This is a genomic window from Shewanella benthica KT99, from assembly GCF_000172075.1.
GTDB lineage: Bacteria > Pseudomonadota > Gammaproteobacteria > Enterobacterales > Shewanellaceae > Shewanella > Shewanella benthica_A.
Map to the genome: position 1 here is coordinate 1 of NZ_ABIC01000062.1, position 16,162 is coordinate 16,162.

Below are 16,162 nucleotides of genomic sequence, written 5' to 3' on the forward strand. Positions count from 1 at the left end.
CAGCACGATATACCTGATATTCGACTAATTTGTTGAGTCGATTATTCTGCAGGTTAGGTAACTCTAGATCTTCAAAAAGAAGCTCTAAATATTCGTCTTTCGAAATTTGAAACACGAAATCGTCGTCGCCTTCTCCTGAATTAGAAGCATCTCCCTGACCCGAGCCTTGGCTTCCACCGCCCGGCGGACGTTCAATCTTGTCTCCTTTGATAAACTGATCATTGCCGGGATGGACTCGTTCTCTTATTCCGCCTTGGCCCTGATGAAATGAAGGCTCACTGATGTCCTTGGTAGGGATGCTAATTCTCTCGCCCTTATCGACATCGGTCACGCTACGACGCGTCACCGCATCACTGACGGCTTTTTTAATCTGTTGCTTGTAGCGATTGATAAATCGTTGACGGTTAACCGTACTCCTTCCTCTAGCATTGAGTCTTCTGTCTATGAAATTCGCCATGCGTACCTCCTGAGCATAACTGGCAGCGTGTCGTGCTCCCAGCATGCTCTATATTAAGAAGACTTACGTACTCTCAGGTACCATTCAGATAGCAGCCTGACTTGCTTCTTAGTGTAGCCTTTCTTCATCATTCGATTGACAAAATCATCGTGTTTACGCTGATCATCCGTGGATGTTTTGGCATTGAAAGAGATCACCGGCAGCAGGTCTTCAGTATTAGAGAACATCTTTTTCTCTATGACGGTTCTGAGTTTCTCATAGCTAGTCCACAGAGGATTTGAGCCCTCGTTATTAGCCCTAGCCCTGAGTACAAAGTTGACTATTTCATTCCTGAAATCTTTGGGGTTGCTTATCCCAGCAGGCTTTTCGATCTTTTCCAGCTCAGCGTTGAGTGCTGAACGCTCGAAAAGCTGACCGGTATCAGGATCCCGATATTCCTGATCTTGGATCCAAAAATCGGCATAGGTGACATAACGGTCAAAAATGTTCTGTCCATATTCAGAGTAAGACTCCAAATAAGCTGTTTGTATCTCTTTACCGATAAACTCCACATATTTAGGGATCAGATAGCCCTTAAGAAATTCCAGATAACGTTCGGCGGTTTCGGTGGGAAACTGCTCTTGTTCGATCTGACGTTCGAGTACGTAGAAGAGATGTACAGGATTGGCCGCTATTTCACTTTGATCGAAGTTAAATACCTTAGATAATATTTTAAAGGCAAAACGTGTGGATAGGCCCTGCATACCTTCATCTACGCCGGCATAATCGCGATATTCCTGATAGGATTTTGCCTTAGGATCTGTGTCTTTCAGGCTTTCGCCGTCATAGACACGCATCTTGGAGTAAATGGATGAGTTTTCAGGTGACTTGATACGCGATAGCACACTAAATTGAGCTAAGGTTTCCAATGAACCTGGCGCACAGGGTGCATTAGTTAGCTCAGAGTTAGACAGTAATTTCCTGTAGATCTGCATCTCCTCAGATATCCTCAAGCAATAGGGCACTTTCACGATATAGACCCTATCCAGAAAAGCTTCATTGGTTTTATTATTGCGAAAAGTCGTCCACTCAGACTCGTTAGAGTGAGCTAGAATGATGCCGCTGTATGGCAGGGCAGATAGGCCCTCAGTGCCATTATAGTTGCCTTCCTGAGTTGCCGTCAGTAGGGGATGAAGCACCTTGATTGGTGCTTTAAACATCTCGACAAACTCCATGATGCCTTGGTTTGCCCGGCACAGGGAGCCAGAGTAGGAGTAGGCATCGGCGTCATTCTGCGCAAAATGCTCAAGCTGGCGAATATCTACCTTACCGACCAGAGAGGAGATATCTTGATTGTTCTCGTCACCAGGTTCTGTCTTGGCGATGGCAATCTGATCCAGAATGGAGGGGAAAATCTTTACCACCTTAAACTTTGAAATATCACCACCGTATTCATGCAGACGTTTTACAGCCCAAGGAGACATGATGCATTTAAGATATCGGATGGGAATATTGTATTCTTTTGCCAACAACTCACTGTCTTCATCCGGGTTAAATAAACAGAATGGGTGGTCGTTAACAGGACTTCTGACGCCATTGGCGGTCAGCATATAGATAGGGATCTTCTGCATTAAGTCTTTCAGTTTCTCAGCCAGAGAAGACTTACCACCACCGACGGGGCCAAGGAGATACAATATCTGTTTCGATTCCTCTAAACCTTGTGCGGAATGTTTAAGGTAAGCTACGATCTGTTCTATGGCCTCCTCCATACCGTAGAAATCTTTGAATGCCGGGTACCGGGAAATCAGTCGATTTGAGAAAATTCGACTGAGGATCGGATCCTTAGAAGTATCTATAATTTCAGCGTCACCGATAGCGAGTAACAAGCGTTCGGCAGCCGATGCATATGCACTTCGATCTTTTTTGCTGATCTCTAAAAACTCTTGCAGTGAATACTCTTCGTCGAGTTTCTGTTCATAGCGCTGTTGGTAATGCTCAAAAATGCTCATATTCCACCCCCTGAAACGCCTAAAAAGTGTGTAAGCGATAACGGAAAACATGTCTCCTACTTTTAATATTAGACCTTAAAAATGAACAGTGTCATAAAAAAGTCAAATAAAACAAAGAGAAACAGTTGCAAATGCAACTATTCCTCTTGTAATAGGGGGCTTTCAATGGGGTTTATCTGAGAAATTAAAAAAGGAGCCGAAATGGCTCCCTCTTTTTAGTGGGCTAGATTTTACCCAGATATTATTCTTTCGGCGAGTTACGCGAAATTTTGGTTAACGAAATCCCAGTTAACCAATTCCCAGTAATGGGCCAAGTAATCAGGTCGCACGTTACGATAATCTATGTAGTAGGCATGTTCCCATACATCGACAGTCATGATGGGTGTTACGCTGCTATCGGTCAAAGGTGTGGCTGCATTGCTAGTATTAACAATAGCGACGCTACCGTCAGCATTTTTAACTAGCCAAGTCCAGGCACTACCGAAGTTATTGACCGCTGAATCGGTGAATTTAGCTTTGAATGCTTCGAAAGAACCAAAGGCGTCATCAATCGCCTTAGCTATTGCACCAGTTGCTGCGCCGCCACCGTTGGGTGATAAACAGTTCCAATAGAAGGTGTGGTTCCAGATCTGAGCCGCGTTGTTGAAGATTCCGCCAGTCGACGTCTTGATGATCTCTTCAAGGCTTTTTTCAGCAAGTTCAGTGCCGTCAACTAGGCCATTTAGCTTAACAACATAGGTGTTGTGATGCTTGCCATAATGAAATTCAATCGTCTCTTTTGAGATATGAGGTTCTAGTGCGTCTTTTGCATACGGTAATGCAGGTAGTTCAAAAGCCATGAGTTGCTCCACTCTAAGTTGGGTTTATTATTCTTTCTAGAATCTAATTCTACTTGAAAATTCCTTATCAGTATCTTCAATTTCTCGATTAAATCAATAAATATGTTTGTATTTAATAACCTTTGAAAAAGTAGGTTTTTGTTATGGGCAAACCTGAAGTACAATAGGAGAAATTATTAGTAATTGTGCGCGCAGTTTAGGAATTGAAATGGAAACAAACGAAACCGTAGAGAAAATCAAGGCACAACTCGCCGAAAACCCAATCATAGTCTATATGAAAGGTTCTCCCAAATTGCCTAGTTGTGGCTTCTCATCACAGGTTGCTGAGATCATGATCAACTGTAATGCAAAATTTGCATTTGTTGATATTTTGCAGAATCCGGATATCCGCTCTGAGCTACCTAAATACGCCAACTGGCCGACTTTTCCTCAGCTCTGGATTGAAGGTGAGTTGATCGGTGGTTGTGATATCTTGACAGAAATGTACCAGAAAGGTGAACTGCAGACGCTTATCAGTGAAACAGAGGCAAAACATGCTTCTGAAGATGAAAAGAATGCTTAATTTAAGATAAGTCAGTCAAAAAAGCTTTTCATTTGAAAGGCTTTTTTATGGAAGTAAAGCTTAAGCCAGCTCTGAATCTGTGTCTTTAGGCATAGGTAATAACAGGTTCATGGTGATTGCTACAATGCCGCACAAGCTAATGCCTGTCAGACTGAATGAGCCAATAGCCAAGTGAATTATCTGGAGTGGACAAAGATGTGATACAATTTTATTATCTAGTCTCCCGTTAGAACAGTGAAGATGCTGAAAACCCTATTAAATTCTTCTATTTTTTGTGCTTGCTATTTATTGTTACACACCAATCTAGTGAGTGCCGCCGAAGTTTATCAACTCGATGAAACCTTGGTTCCGGTTGAGTCCCGCTCCGTTGCCCAGCGAAAAAAAGCCCTTTCAATTGGGCTGAGAGAAGTGGTGCTGAAAAATTCAGGCACCAAAGCATCCATCTCTCATCCAAGTGTTCAGGCCAAGGTGAAAAACCCCTCCTCATTACTCAGTCAGTTCGGATACAAGGAGATCGACGGCGAGCTATTTTTACAGATCAGTTTCGATCATCAACGTATCATCCAGCTCTTAAGAGATGCTCATTTACCGGTCTGGGGCAAACAGAGACCTTTGACCTTAATATGGCTAGTAGAGGAGGATGCAGAAGCAAGACAGATCGTCAATGATGAATCTGTACTCGATAGCAGGGAGCTGTTCCAATCTGCTTCAGCATCGAACGGGGTACCTTTACTATTTCCTATCATGGATCTCGATGACAACATGAATGTAACCCCCAATGATATTCGGGGCATGTTTGTCGAACAGGTGGCTAGGGCATCTCAGCGTTATCAGGCCGATTATTTTGTCATGGCATCTATAGATACTCGTGGAAAGGCCGTAAAATATAATTTTGCTTTATACCCCAAGTCTAGCGGCGAAATATGGCACAAACCTCTAACGAGTAAAAGTAAGCTGGTTAATGATATCGATACCGCGGTGAAGGAAATTATCGCTGGTGTGAGCGAATATTATGTCGGACGCTATGCGATTGCGGATTCTGGCAGCACACGCAATAGTCATGTGACTTTTGTTGATATTACCGATTTGAAGCAACTGGTCGAAATTGAGAAATATTTTAAGCAACTCAGTGCCGTAAAGTCAGTTCAACTGACTCAATTGCAAGGCACTTCGGCTAAGTTTACACTCGATCTGTTTGGCACCGAAGATGATCTACGCAGATTGATGAAACTTGAACCTAGAGTCGGGGTCTTGGATGAATCTATGCCTGTGATACTGAACCATGATGGATTCGATCCACTGCCTTCTCACGAGGTGCAAGGCCCCGAGTATCGCTGGCGAGGCTAGTCTTGAATATGAATCCTTAGGTACTCGTGTTAAAATGAGCGCCTAAGTAATACCCGTGTAATTGAGAATTATCTGAGTGAAATCTAACTCACCATTACAACTGTCTTTGCCTGTACATCTACCCGATGATGAGACCTTTAATAGCTACTATCCCGCGGCGGGCAACGATGAGCTGATTCAAAGCTTACAAGCCTGTGCCGAAGGAGCTGCCCATCAGGCTGTTTTTCTTTGGGGGCCAGTTAAATCCGGTCGAACTCATCTGATGCACGCTGCCTGTGCCCATGCGAACGATCTTCAAAGAAGTAGTTTTTATATACCATTAGGCATACATGCCAGCATTTCTCCTGCGTTATTGGAGGGTTTAGAGCAGCTAGATCTGATCTGTATCGATGACGTCGATGCCATTGCCGGTCACCCCTTGTGGGAAGAAGCCATTTTCGACCTCTATAACCGAGTCTCTGAAAATAACCAGTGCTCCTTGATCGTCAGTGCCAGTGTTTCACCCTCAGATTCTGGCTTTGTGCTGGCCGACCTCGTCTCTCGTATGCAGTGGGGACTCAATTATCAGTTACAGCCCATGGCCGATGAAGAGAAGTTGGTGGCGCTGCAGCGACGTGCTGCCATGCGTGGTCTGCAACTCGAGGATGATGTAGGGCGTTTCTTGCTAAATCGTTTAGCCAGAGACTTGAGAACCCTGTTTGATGTACTTGATAAGTTGGATAAAGACTCACTCGTTCACCAGCGCAAGTTAACCATCCCTTTCGTTAAGGAGATGCTTAAGTTGTAATTGCAGAACATAAAAAAACCGGTAATGACTCAGGTTATTACCGGTTTTTTTATGCCTGTTATTGGCGTTAGTTCATCTTATGCCTGTCGCAGCTTAATTCTTAGTTCGGGGACAGAACTGTATTGATAGACTTAATTCATCTTATGCCTGTCGCCACTTATTCTCAGCTCGGGAATAAATGGTTTCGTACCAGCTGACGGCGCAGCATTTATTTTCTGCGGTGTCTGGGATAACTGAGGTGAAATCGTCAGATTATCTAACCAAGACTGGCCTTGAGTCATCTGGATTGGAGAGGGTAAATTACCGATAAGCTCAGCGCCATCTAAAGCCGGTAAGATTTGATTGATAACGAAGGCCGCCCTTTGAGGGATCCTAGAGCCTGGGCTCTTCTCACCTATGCGTCCACGCTGTCCCCAGTCAACTGTGATACTGGCAGCTGTGGCATTGTCCGGGTTATCTGTGATGCTAACATCACGCATTATTCCAAATCTGTAGCTCATCATGGCTTCTTCGAACAACATGGCGGTATCTTCACGACGGGTTGAAAAGGCGTAATAGTCTGTTGCACTGTCATCGGAGAAGAAGCCGGTGATGTCACTCGGCAGATAAGCTTGCTGCGCAGCTGTGGCAGTTTCTCCTCTGAAGCTGACGTCGGCGAGACTATACATCTCGTCACTTAGAAGGGGATACAGGATCGAGACTCGATCGGATATTAACTCGCCGGCGGAGGTGCGGCGATTAGAGTGATCTAACAAGGTTTGGTCGTCGACAGGGATGGTGTGGTAAATCGAACTTGGGAAGAAGTCATTGGCATGGGCGAGTTCATGAAATAATAGCGAGGACAAATCTGGACTCATCTGGGTCATGGTGCGATCGGTTCTAAGCTCTCTGGGACTCGAATATGACACATAGGCATTATCTTTTACATAACGCCAAGGCATGATGAAGCCTAACTGATTGCCAAATGCGCTACGATAATCCGCCGCTTCGTTGATCACATCTCGCTCTTCGGCGAGTAACCAAAGATCAGTGGGATCTAAGTATATCGCACCAGTGACGACCCAATAAAATGATGGGCGAATATCATAGCTGATCACTATGGCTGTTACCGATTGTAACAGTTGCGCAAAGTCACTGTCTGGATCCATTTTATCGAGAAATGTCTCGAAATTTTCTCCCATCCATTGATGCGAAACCAGGACTCTGTCCATGATCTTCTCTTTCCCGGAGAGGGAAAGAGTTTGACCGAGTAAAGGTAACTGCTCGATGGTACAGGGGGAGAGCAGTTGATTGGAATAAACGCACGAATTGAGTGCGCTTTTGTAGGATGAGTTCTCTCTGTAGGCAAATGTGCGGGCGACAGGTTCATCGAAATAGGGGGAGCTAATGGCGGACTCATTAGTGATTAGCGTCAGGACTTCATCGATAACCGCTTCACCATCGACACTGCCCGTTGCTCTTAATATGGCGATAGTATCTGAGTTAACTGCCGGGGCCTTAAATTGAGGGCGTTCAATATTACTGATATCTATGTTTAACTCGGGTCCCAATGCGATACACCAGCTAAGCGCAGATGGGATTTCATCTGCATTGACGCCGACTCTATCGGCTCTAAAACTGACATCGTTACCTTCGACCACCTGTTGGTCGCTGCGGACATTGAACTGACCTCTAGTCATTGCCGCAACAGATATATTGACTGTTTCATTGAAGGACATTCCGTTACCTGAAACATTAACGGAGAAGCTATAGTCTCCAGAATCGGCAAATTGAAATGCTAAAATAGGACTTTTTACTGATTTCAGTATGAGGGCCTGACCCGCCGTTTGCCCCCACTCGAAGGCGAGTCCTTTACTATCCGAGCCGGTTATTCTTGCTACTATGGCGGCGGATTGATTGGCGTTATAGCTAGGTTCGGTGACAAATTCTAATGCCGAAGAGGTAGATATAACTATTAATTGGGTTTGCTGTTCGCATCGAGTTAAATTAGGGGGCGGTGGATCGATAGGCGTATTGTTATCCCCATCTGAACTCCCACCACCGCAGGCTGCTAGGGCTAAAACACTGGCTAGGGTAAGCGTGCTAAGTTTCCTCATCGAGGGGGACTCCCGTTATTGATTAGTTTAATTGTTGTTTTAACTAAAATATAACACGAGATTTAACATTTAAGCACGAGTTTTCTCTGTGACATAAGATATCGCAATGACCACTAGCAATAAAAAAGCGCCCAGAGGCGCATTACTGTGTTTATTCATAAATGTGGGTTACTTCTTTTTCTTCTTTAACCCTAGACCTAATTCTTTGCCACGAATGCGGGCATAAAATGGAAAGCCTATTAACAGGGCACCGAGCAGGAGCACCTCTACCAGAGCAAATACAAAATATTTCTCGGTGACGTAGAGTAAGGTGAGACCATGAAGCATATACACACAGATGATGTAGCTGGCCCAAGCATAGGTGTAGGGCTTACCTTGGATGATGCCTTTCAAGGGGAAGAATAATGGGATGATCCACATAGCAGTAAACACCAGTGAATATTCACCCGTGATCCCCTTGTTGATAAACCAAGCGCTGAGCATTAATACTAATGCCAGATAACCAGCTCGGCATAGTTGAAACAAACGAGTCGAATTCATTGAACAGCCTTATAGAATCGCAAGAACATTTTCGGGAGGACGGCCGATAGCGGCCTTATCGTTGGCCAGCACTATGGGGCGTTCAAGTAGTTTCGGGGTATCGACGATAGCCTGAATGAGCTGCTCTTCAGTCAAGTTGGTGTTGGCTAGCTCTTGTTCTTTATATTCAGTCTCCTTGGTGCGCATTAACTCTCGCGCACTTAAACCCAGTTTAGTGAGTAAATCTTCAATTTCATTCTTGTTGAGAGGAAATTTCAGATATTCAACTATTTGGATTTCGCAATCTCTTTCCTCTAATAAAGCCAGGGTTTGACGGCTTTTAGAGCAGCGTGGGTTATGAATAATACTGACCATAGTCATAGGCTTATGTCCGAATGTAAATATTGCCGACATCATACTCGAAAAGGTGACTAAAGTCACAATCAGAAAACATGGGTAATGGGTTAAATGTGCGAGGGAACTTGGAGGAAATCGTCATGATACCTGTGTAAAAGGGAGATGGGCAGCAGTGAAAGTCAGTGACCTCTACACAAGGTCACCGAAATTATTAAACCGTTACTTAAGTGCCTCTATTGCGGATTTAGCCTGCTTGAATTGTCGAATTCTAGCCTCGATTCTGGCAAGTTGTAGCGGCTTTTCTTGGGACAATCGATAAGCGAAATTAAGCTGGTCTATCGCGCCTTTATAATCTGCACCTAGGGCCATAGATTCTGCGTTGACAAAGTGCTCCATGGCTTTATCGCCCGTCTTTTTATATGCATCGCTGAGCAAGAAGAAAGGCAACTGATTTTGTTTGTCTAAGAAGATGAGTTCCTCGAGCAAAGGGATGGCCTTCGCTGCCTTATCTGCTGCTATATACACATGGGCTAAGTTAGTGTTAATCACCTGAGAAAATGGCTTAAGCTCATGTTGTTCCTTGAGAAACGCTATGGCTTCATTTGTTGCTTTACGCTGCACTAAGAGATCTGTCTTGGTATCGATATAAAATAGATTATTGCTATCCTCTTTTAACAAGTTATCGATTATCTCTTCGGCTTCATCGAAGTGCTTGGTTCTAAATAGGGCTAAAGCCTTACCGTAAAGGGCCGCATTTTTGAAAGTATAATTTCTTTTTCTGAGCTGTTTGTCGAACAAAGCAAGGGCGGCTTCTTCACTGTAGCTGGAGAATCTGACCTGAATACGCGCCTTCGCTAACTGAAAGTCGATATTATCTGCAATATACTTGTGTGGATACTGAGCTGCTCTGTAACGGGCCTCAGTAATTCGTGACTCGGGAAGTGGGTGAGTCAATAACATCTGTGGAGGCTTACTGGTGAAGCGGTAGCGAGTGGCAAGTTTTGCGAAAAAATCTGCTGCGCCGTTGGGATCGAAGCCTGCATCAACCAAAATTTGCATGCCTATTCTGTCGGCTTCTTTTTCATGAGCTCGGGTAAAGTTAATTTTAGCCTGAGTCGATAGGGCTTGTGTGGTTGCCAGTGCAGCCATCCCTGCCTGTGGTGAGGCTATTGTCAGGAGTATAGCGCCTAACATGCCGATAATCGTTGCGGTTGAACTCTTATCTTGGGCCTCTAATGAACGGGCTAAGTGTCTTTGGGTAACGTGAGTAATTTCATGGCCCAGTACCGAGGCTATCTGGCTCTCATTATCGGCGTTTAGAAACAAACCTGTGTGAACGCCGACGTGTCCTCCGAAGAAGGCAAAGGCGTTGATTTCATCATTTCTTAACAAGAAAAAATAGAAAGGGGTCTTAACGCCTGTCGCATGAGCCACCAATTTATTACCCAATTCAGTTAAATATTGACTCAATACCGGGTCGTTGAGCATGGGGGCAGAGGAGCGGATCACCCGCATATAAGCATCGCCATAGAGGGTCTCTTTCTCGAGACTGAAAGTATTGACGGCGGCAGTACCCAGATCGGGAAGGTCGTTGTTCGCAAAAGCCAGAGGCGCGGTAGCACAGAAAAAAAGTGAAATAGCACCGGCTAACAGAGATTTGGTTGATGTAATTTTACTCAAACTTATCCTTAATATGGGCAATGTGTTCTTGGTCTGAAAATTCTCTAGGAACTAATTAAACAAGCTGCTGAGTTTACTCGAATAACTCATGTAATTATGTTTAATATAGATCGCTTGTGGTTTGTCTTGCAACTTAGGATAATAGCCAAAGTTTGTTCATGGCAAGATTATTATGGTTTTTATCGATTTAACCACACTTCGTTGTCCATTAGTGTTAGTCAAAGTCAAACTCGCATTGAAAAAACTCAGCAGCGACGATGTACTTTGTGTTTCGTTATCAGACACTGGCTCTAGACAAGATGTTCCCCGGTTTTTAAAAAAAGTCGGTTACCGTTACTCAGAAGTGAGTAATGATGACCGGGTATTAATATTAGAAATTGCTAAATAGGGACCCTGCACAATGACAACGAGACGATCAACAGTTTATTTTCAGGAATGGTGAATGTTAACTTTATTGACAACTTGGTATAAAGAACGTTTTAGCGATCCCCAAGCGGTGACCTTAGTCTTTATTTTGATTGGGATAGCCTTGACTATCTATTTTGCGGGGGGCTTGTTGGCACCCTTGTTGGTGGCCTTAGTGCTGGCCTTCTTACTCGAGTGGCCGGTGGCACAGATGTCAAGGCTAGGCATTAATCGCATTACGGCTGCCTCATTAGTGTTAGTCGTGTTTGTGGGGATCATGTTGCTACTGATCTTTGGTCTGGTTCCCAGCATATGGAAACAGGGACTAGCCTTAGTCACGGACTTACCGACCATGCTCGATAAAGGCTTGATCATCGCTCAAGGTTACGTCAATCAGTATCCGCAGTTTGTTAATCCGGATCAGCTCGATACTATGGTTCATGAGCTGAAGAAGATGCTGGACACACAGCACTTGTTGGATATAGGTAAGCAAATTCTTGGTTATTCTGCATCCTTGTTAGTCTTGATGGTATACGCCATTTTGGTTCCTTTATTGGTATTTTTCTTTCTAAAAGATAAAGACGAGCTGCTGCGCGGCTGTAAACGATTTATTCCGACGAATCGAGATCTCGCTCATAAGGTCTGGATTGAGATGAACCAGCAGATATTTAACTACATCCGCGGCAAAGTGATAGAGATAGTCATCATAGGTGTGGTGAGCTATATCTTCTTCGCCGTGATGGATCTCAGGTATGCAGCTCTATTAGGTGTGTTGACCGGTTTTTCCGTACTTATTCCCTACGTTGGCGCAACATTAGTGACCCTGCCTATCGCGCTGGTGGCTTTCTTTCAATGGGGGATCAGCCCAGAATTTGGCTACCTTATGTTAGGTTACGGTATTATTCAGGCATTAGATGGTAACGTATTGGTGCCCATTCTTTTCTCCGATGCGGTGGATCTGCACCCGGTGTTTATTATCGCGGCTGTGTTGGTTTTCGGCGGATTATGGGGCGTGTGGGGGGTGTTCTTCGCCATACCTTTAGCCTCTCTGGTCAAGGCGGTATTAAATGCCTGGCCGACACCAGAATCTCAGGTTGAGCCGGTAGGGAAAGAGTCTTGAATCGACTTGCTAAACTTGTTTAAAAGGGCCTCAGGCCCTTTTTTTATGACTGATTTTTAGTAAATTAGTTGATAAATCAATCATGGCACAGGGATTGTTTCGCAGTTACTGCCAGAGACCGATAGATGATGGTGGTTTGTTTGGCTTTAATGTTCCAATGTTGCCAATACAGGGACACACGTTTTCTCTTGCCTGGGGTGATCTCAATCAGCAGACCTTTCTTCAGCAATGGCTCGGCTTGAAGGTGGCCGACTAGCCCGTAGCCTAATCCCTGTAAAATGGCATCGAGAAAACTTTCTGAGGAGGGGATCTTGTGCTCACGCCAGCTGCCGGTTTTCATCTTAAAATATTGGCTCAGATACTGCTCATGAAGTTTGTCTTTAGTTGAGAATACAACCGCAGGCGCTAACTCCAGAGAGGTTTGAGATACGGTAATGGGGAAATATCGCTCGATAAATTCAGCTGTTGCGACGCAAAGGTACTCCATATCCCCTAGATATTCACTGCTGCAACCGGTAAGTGCCTGTTTGCTTGTGGTGACACACCCAACCGCCTCGCCATTTTTTAATAAATGATGGGTGTAAGACTCATCATCGACAATCAGCTCAAGCAGCCATTGACGTCGCTTAAACACTTCACTCAACGCGGGTAAGAATCAGGTTGCTAAACTGTCGGCATTGACGGCTATCTTCACTATGGTGGGTAAGCTTGGATCGTCTACATTCATCTCTACTCTGAGCTCACTTTCTAATAACTCCACTTGAGAATAGTGACGTAATAAACGCTTACAGGTAGCCGTTGCTTCGACAGGTGTCGTGCGTATGACTAAGGCCTGGCCGATTCTCTCCTCCAGCTGCTTGATCCGTTGTGACACGGCAGATTGAGCCTTGGCCGCCCGTTCGAAACCGCCCTCGGAGAACACTACGGAGAGGGCGCGCAGGTGTGCATAATCGAGCAAAGTATGACTCCTTAGAATGAAGCGGTTGGTGTATAAGTTTTACTTATACACCATAAAAAAGATTAGTTATATTTATTTATCTAGCTTGTGTACGCTTGCGTTCAATCAGATGTTTTTAGGAAAAACCAATGCAGGCATTCATTCAAGGTGTAGGAATAGGCGGTAGCCTTATCATGGCAGTAGGGGCGCAAAATGCGTTTGTACTCAAGCAAGGCTTAAAACGTTCACACTCTCTGCCCATTGCCGCCCTATGTTCTATCATAGATGCCTTGATGATCACCGCGGGTGTTGCGGGTTTAGGCCAGCTTGTTTTGGCATTTCCTTTGATAAAGGACATTGCCAGCATTGGAGGAGCCATTTTTCTACTGGTCTATGGTGCCAGGGCGCTCAAGTCATCATTTAATGAACAGAGTCTGGAACAGGGAGCCAATAGTGGTACCGGGACGCTAAAATCGGCCGTGTTAACCACATTAGGGATCAGTCTACTCAACCCTCATCTGTATTTAGACACAGTGGTGTTATTGGGCAGCATCAGTGCCCAATTTGAAGGGGTCGATAGACCTTTGTTTGGCGCTGGCGCCGTTCTGGCTTCTTTCGTGTGGTTTTTTAGCTTAAGTTTTGGTGCCAGATATTTGAGCCCACTGTTTGAGAGGCCTAAAGCCTGGAGTTACCTGGATCGGTTTATCTGCCTGACCATGTGGACGATTGCTTTGGTCTTGATATGGCCCTATTTCGCTTAGTTTTCTCTGTAGTACTTTTTATTTATGTGTTTTATAGGCACAAAAAAAGCCCGCGATTAGCAGGCTTTTGTTTGAATAAGTTGATTGAATTAGTCTTGCTTAAGATGTTTAAGGACAACTTCATGATGCTCTTTGGTCTTAAACTTGTTAAACAGGTGACTGATTTTACCATCTTGTCCAACTAAGAAGCTCAACCTATGGATACCGTCATAGACCTTGCCCATAAATTTCTTCTCTCCCCAGACGCCGAAGGCATCGGCTATGGCATGGTCTTCATCACTGAGAAGAGAGAAGTTTAATTCCTGTTTTTGTGCAAATCGTGCCAACTTGGCGACAGAGTCTGGGCTAATGCCTAATACAGTGACTGTCAAGTCATTGAGTGCTTGCATGCTATCTCTAAGACCGCAGGCCTGGACGGTACAGCCAGGTGTAGAGGCTTTGGGGTAGAAATAGACTAGAACAGGACCACTATTCAAACACTCTTTCAGAGAGATGAGCTTATCGTTTTGGTTTTTTAGCTCGAAGAGTGGGGCGTTATCGCCTGCAGTTAATGTCTTCATTTAAAACTCCTAGTTACTCGTGATGCCCTGCATACGTTCGATGATACAGTCTAATGACATCTCTGAAGCCAGCTCATTGATGCTGGTTTCCAACTTATCCAGTTCGACTTTCTCCGGGACATTGATCGTTAGGAAAACATGTTGACTTGGATTTCCCTGAGCGTCTTCTTCTGCATGGGACCTCACCGCGGCGAGATCCAAGGAACGATCGGCAAGGAATTGAGTGATGTTTCCCATGGTGCCGCGCTGGTCTTGTCCGGTAAAGGTCACTTGCAGACGCGATATATAGTTTTGCGCCGTGTGCTTTGAGGTGCGCTTCATCACCGTCATCAACTCGAGCTCAACGCTTAAGGCGGGGAGTTGGGTTTCCATCTTAGTTATCGAGGCCCAAGAGCCTGATAGCATCATGATCAAGGTGAATTCATTGCCAAATAAGGCCATTCGACTGTCAACGATGTCACAGTCACATTCACTTGCAAGTTTTGCAAATTTACTGAAAATTCCTGGGCGATCTGAGCCCATAGCAGTAATGACAAGATGATTGGACATGAAGTTTCCTTATTTATAGCCAATTTTGTACATAAATACACCATTTTCAGGCGCGTTTCTCTATGGTGACTAATGCTACCACAAGTTTGCAGAGATGAGATCCCCGTCGTATAGATCTAAACGTCGATTACATACACTAGACGATGAAAAATCTTAACGCGATTCAATCGTTGAAATGCTTGTTTTTAATGGACAGCATCAGTACCATAGCCAGTCCTGAATCCTGGGGAAGTCACATGATAAACGGAAGCATCGTAGCCTTAATCACACCACTCAATAGTGATGGCACAGTAGATTATACAAGTCTTGAAAAGTTAGTTGAGTACCATATTACAGAAGGCACAGATGCCATCGTTGCCGTAGGTACCACAGGTGAGTCTGCCACACTTCCTATATCGGAACATATTGCAGTCGTAGGGCAAACGGTAAAATTTGCAGCGGGTCGTATTCCTGTCATCGGCGGAAATGGTGCCAATGCAACGGCAGAAGCGATAGAACTGACCAAGGCGCAAAACAAACTTGGCTTAGTGGCTATGTTAGGTGTTACGCCTTATTACAATAAGCCAAGCCCTAAGGGCTTGATCGCCCATTATAAGGCCGTCGCTGCCAGTACTGATATTCCACAAATTCTTTATAATGTGCCAGGCCGTACGGCCGTTGACATGTTACCTGAGACCATAGCGCAGCTGGTTGAAGTTCCTAATATCATAGGTGTTAAAGACGCCACCGGTGATCTTGATCGAGTGAAACAATTACGTGAGCTCTGCGGAAATGATTTCCTGCTTTATAGTGGTGACGACGCCACCGCGAGAGAGTTTTTGACCTTAGGTGGTGATGGTGTTATCTCGGTCGCCAACAACCTAGTGCCAAAGTTGTTTAAATTGATGTGTGACGCTGCATTAGCCGGTGACACTCAAGCCGCTATGGCTGCTGAAGATCAGATAAAAGGTCTATTCAGTGCGCTATTTTGTGAAGCTAACCCTATACCAGTGAAGTGGGCCGCCCATAAGATGGGCTTGATCAGTCAAGGTGATATTAGATTACCATTGACGGAACTTTCTACCGAGTTCCATGGTCTGTTGTTAGATGCAATGAAAAATGCACGAATTGAGGTTAAATAATAGATGTTGAAGCAAGTGACTCCTTTAGTACTTATTGCCGCAGTTACCGCGTGTAGCTCTCCTGTCGATAGAAGGCA

16 protein-coding genes and 1 pseudogene are annotated in these 16,162 nt (G+C 44.7%); 7 read left to right on the forward strand and 10 right to left on the reverse strand.

What is annotated here, in order from left to right; all coding sequences use genetic code 11:
• The 3 genes from KT99_RS18240 to sodB form a co-directional block, all read right to left on the reverse strand.
• The coding region (locus tag KT99_RS18240; RefSeq protein ID WP_040572198.1) for a DUF444 family protein at window positions 1–457 on the reverse strand (457 nt) is incomplete at its 3' end.
• 53 nt (window positions 458–510) lie between these two features.
• On the reverse strand, window positions 511–2,445 hold the full coding sequence (locus KT99_RS18245; RefSeq protein WP_005503059.1) for a PrkA family serine protein kinase: 1,935 nt from the start codon (window positions 2,443–2,445) through the stop codon (window positions 511–513).
• Window positions 2,446–2,702: 257 nt separating this feature from the next.
• Window positions 2,703–3,284, reverse strand: coding sequence for a superoxide dismutase [Fe] (gene sodB / locus KT99_RS18250; protein WP_005503061.1), 582 nt, complete (start codon window positions 3,282–3,284; stop codon window positions 2,703–2,705).
• Between the two features lie 208 nt (window positions 3,285–3,492).
• Between sodB and grxD the strand changes: the two genes are divergently transcribed.
• From grxD to hda, 3 genes are all read left to right on the forward strand, one after another.
• Window positions 3,493–3,846, forward strand: coding sequence for a Grx4 family monothiol glutaredoxin (gene grxD, locus KT99_RS18255; protein WP_005503076.1), 354 nt, complete (start codon window positions 3,493–3,495; stop codon window positions 3,844–3,846).
• A gap of 240 nt (window positions 3,847–4,086) precedes the next feature.
• Window positions 4,087–5,193 carry a DUF2066 domain-containing protein gene (locus KT99_RS18260; protein WP_005503081.1) on the forward strand — a complete coding sequence of 369 codons (1,107 nt, stop codon included), beginning with the start codon at window positions 4,087–4,089 and terminating at the stop codon, window positions 5,191–5,193.
• 76 nt (window positions 5,194–5,269) lie between these two features.
• A complete protein-coding gene (gene hda / locus KT99_RS18265) occupies window positions 5,270–5,980 on the forward strand; it encodes a DnaA inactivator Hda (RefSeq protein ID WP_005503083.1) in 711 nt (236 codons plus the stop codon).
• A gap of 131 nt (window positions 5,981–6,111) precedes the next feature.
• On the opposite strand, the gene KT99_RS18270 is transcribed toward hda, so the two are convergent.
• From KT99_RS18270 to KT99_RS18285, 4 genes are all read right to left on the reverse strand, one after another.
• Window positions 6,112–8,076, reverse strand: coding sequence for a hypothetical protein (locus KT99_RS18270; RefSeq protein WP_005503085.1), 1,965 nt, complete (start codon window positions 8,074–8,076; stop codon window positions 6,112–6,114).
• Window positions 8,077–8,244: 168 nt separating this feature from the next.
• Entirely contained in the window at window positions 8,245–8,616 is a 372-nt protein-coding gene (locus KT99_RS21430; protein ID WP_005503086.1) for a DUF2069 domain-containing protein, read from the reverse strand.
• A gap of 9 nt (window positions 8,617–8,625) precedes the next feature.
• A complete protein-coding gene (gene arsC / locus KT99_RS21435; RefSeq protein ID WP_040572199.1) occupies window positions 8,626–8,976 on the reverse strand; it encodes an arsenate reductase (glutaredoxin) in 351 nt (116 codons plus the stop codon).
• A 195-nt stretch (window positions 8,977–9,171) separates the two neighbouring features.
• Complete coding sequence (locus KT99_RS18285) at window positions 9,172–10,632, reverse strand: M48 family metalloprotease (RefSeq protein ID WP_005503088.1); 1,461 nt, start codon at window positions 10,630–10,632, stop codon at window positions 9,172–9,174.
• 172 nt (window positions 10,633–10,804) lie between these two features.
• Between KT99_RS18285 and KT99_RS18290 the strand changes: the two genes are divergently transcribed.
• Together KT99_RS18290 and KT99_RS18295 are read left to right on the forward strand one after the other, a co-directional pair.
• Window positions 10,805–11,020, forward strand: a complete 216-nt coding sequence (locus KT99_RS18290) for a sulfurtransferase TusA family protein (RefSeq protein ID WP_005503089.1) — start codon at window positions 10,805–10,807, stop codon at window positions 11,018–11,020.
• A gap of 54 nt (window positions 11,021–11,074) precedes the next feature.
• Window positions 11,075–12,157 carry an AI-2E family transporter gene (locus KT99_RS18295; protein WP_005503090.1) on the forward strand — a complete coding sequence of 361 codons (1,083 nt, stop codon included), beginning with the start codon at window positions 11,075–11,077 and terminating at the stop codon, window positions 12,155–12,157.
• A gap of 76 nt (window positions 12,158–12,233) precedes the next feature.
• Here the strand turns inward: KT99_RS18295 and KT99_RS18300 are convergent.
• A pseudogene (locus KT99_RS18300) lies at window positions 12,234–13,115 on the reverse strand (LysR family transcriptional regulator ArgP).
• A 128-nt stretch (window positions 13,116–13,243) separates the two neighbouring features.
• Here KT99_RS18300 and KT99_RS18305 point away from each other — a divergent pair.
• The gene (locus KT99_RS18305; protein WP_005503093.1) at window positions 13,244–13,855 is read left to right on the forward strand and encodes a LysE/ArgO family amino acid transporter; all 612 of its coding nucleotides are present in this window, start codon (window positions 13,244–13,246) and stop codon (window positions 13,853–13,855) included.
• A gap of 89 nt (window positions 13,856–13,944) precedes the next feature.
• On the opposite strand, the gene bcp is transcribed toward KT99_RS18305, so the two are convergent.
• Together bcp and KT99_RS18315 are read right to left on the reverse strand one after the other, a co-directional pair.
• A complete protein-coding gene (gene bcp / locus KT99_RS18310; protein ID WP_005503094.1) occupies window positions 13,945–14,415 on the reverse strand; it encodes a thioredoxin-dependent thiol peroxidase in 471 nt (156 codons plus the stop codon).
• Between the two features lie 9 nt (window positions 14,416–14,424).
• A complete protein-coding gene (locus KT99_RS18315; RefSeq protein ID WP_005503097.1) occupies window positions 14,425–14,964 on the reverse strand; it encodes a glycine cleavage system protein R in 540 nt (179 codons plus the stop codon).
• A 236-nt stretch (window positions 14,965–15,200) separates the two neighbouring features.
• Here KT99_RS18315 and dapA point away from each other — a divergent pair, with 236 nt between their 5' ends.
• Window positions 15,201–16,085 (forward strand): 4-hydroxy-tetrahydrodipicolinate synthase, encoded by an 885-nt coding sequence (gene dapA / locus KT99_RS18320; RefSeq protein ID WP_040572200.1) that lies wholly within the window; start codon window positions 15,201–15,203, stop codon window positions 16,083–16,085.
• The last annotated feature ends 77 nt before the right edge of the window (window positions 16,086–16,162 follow it).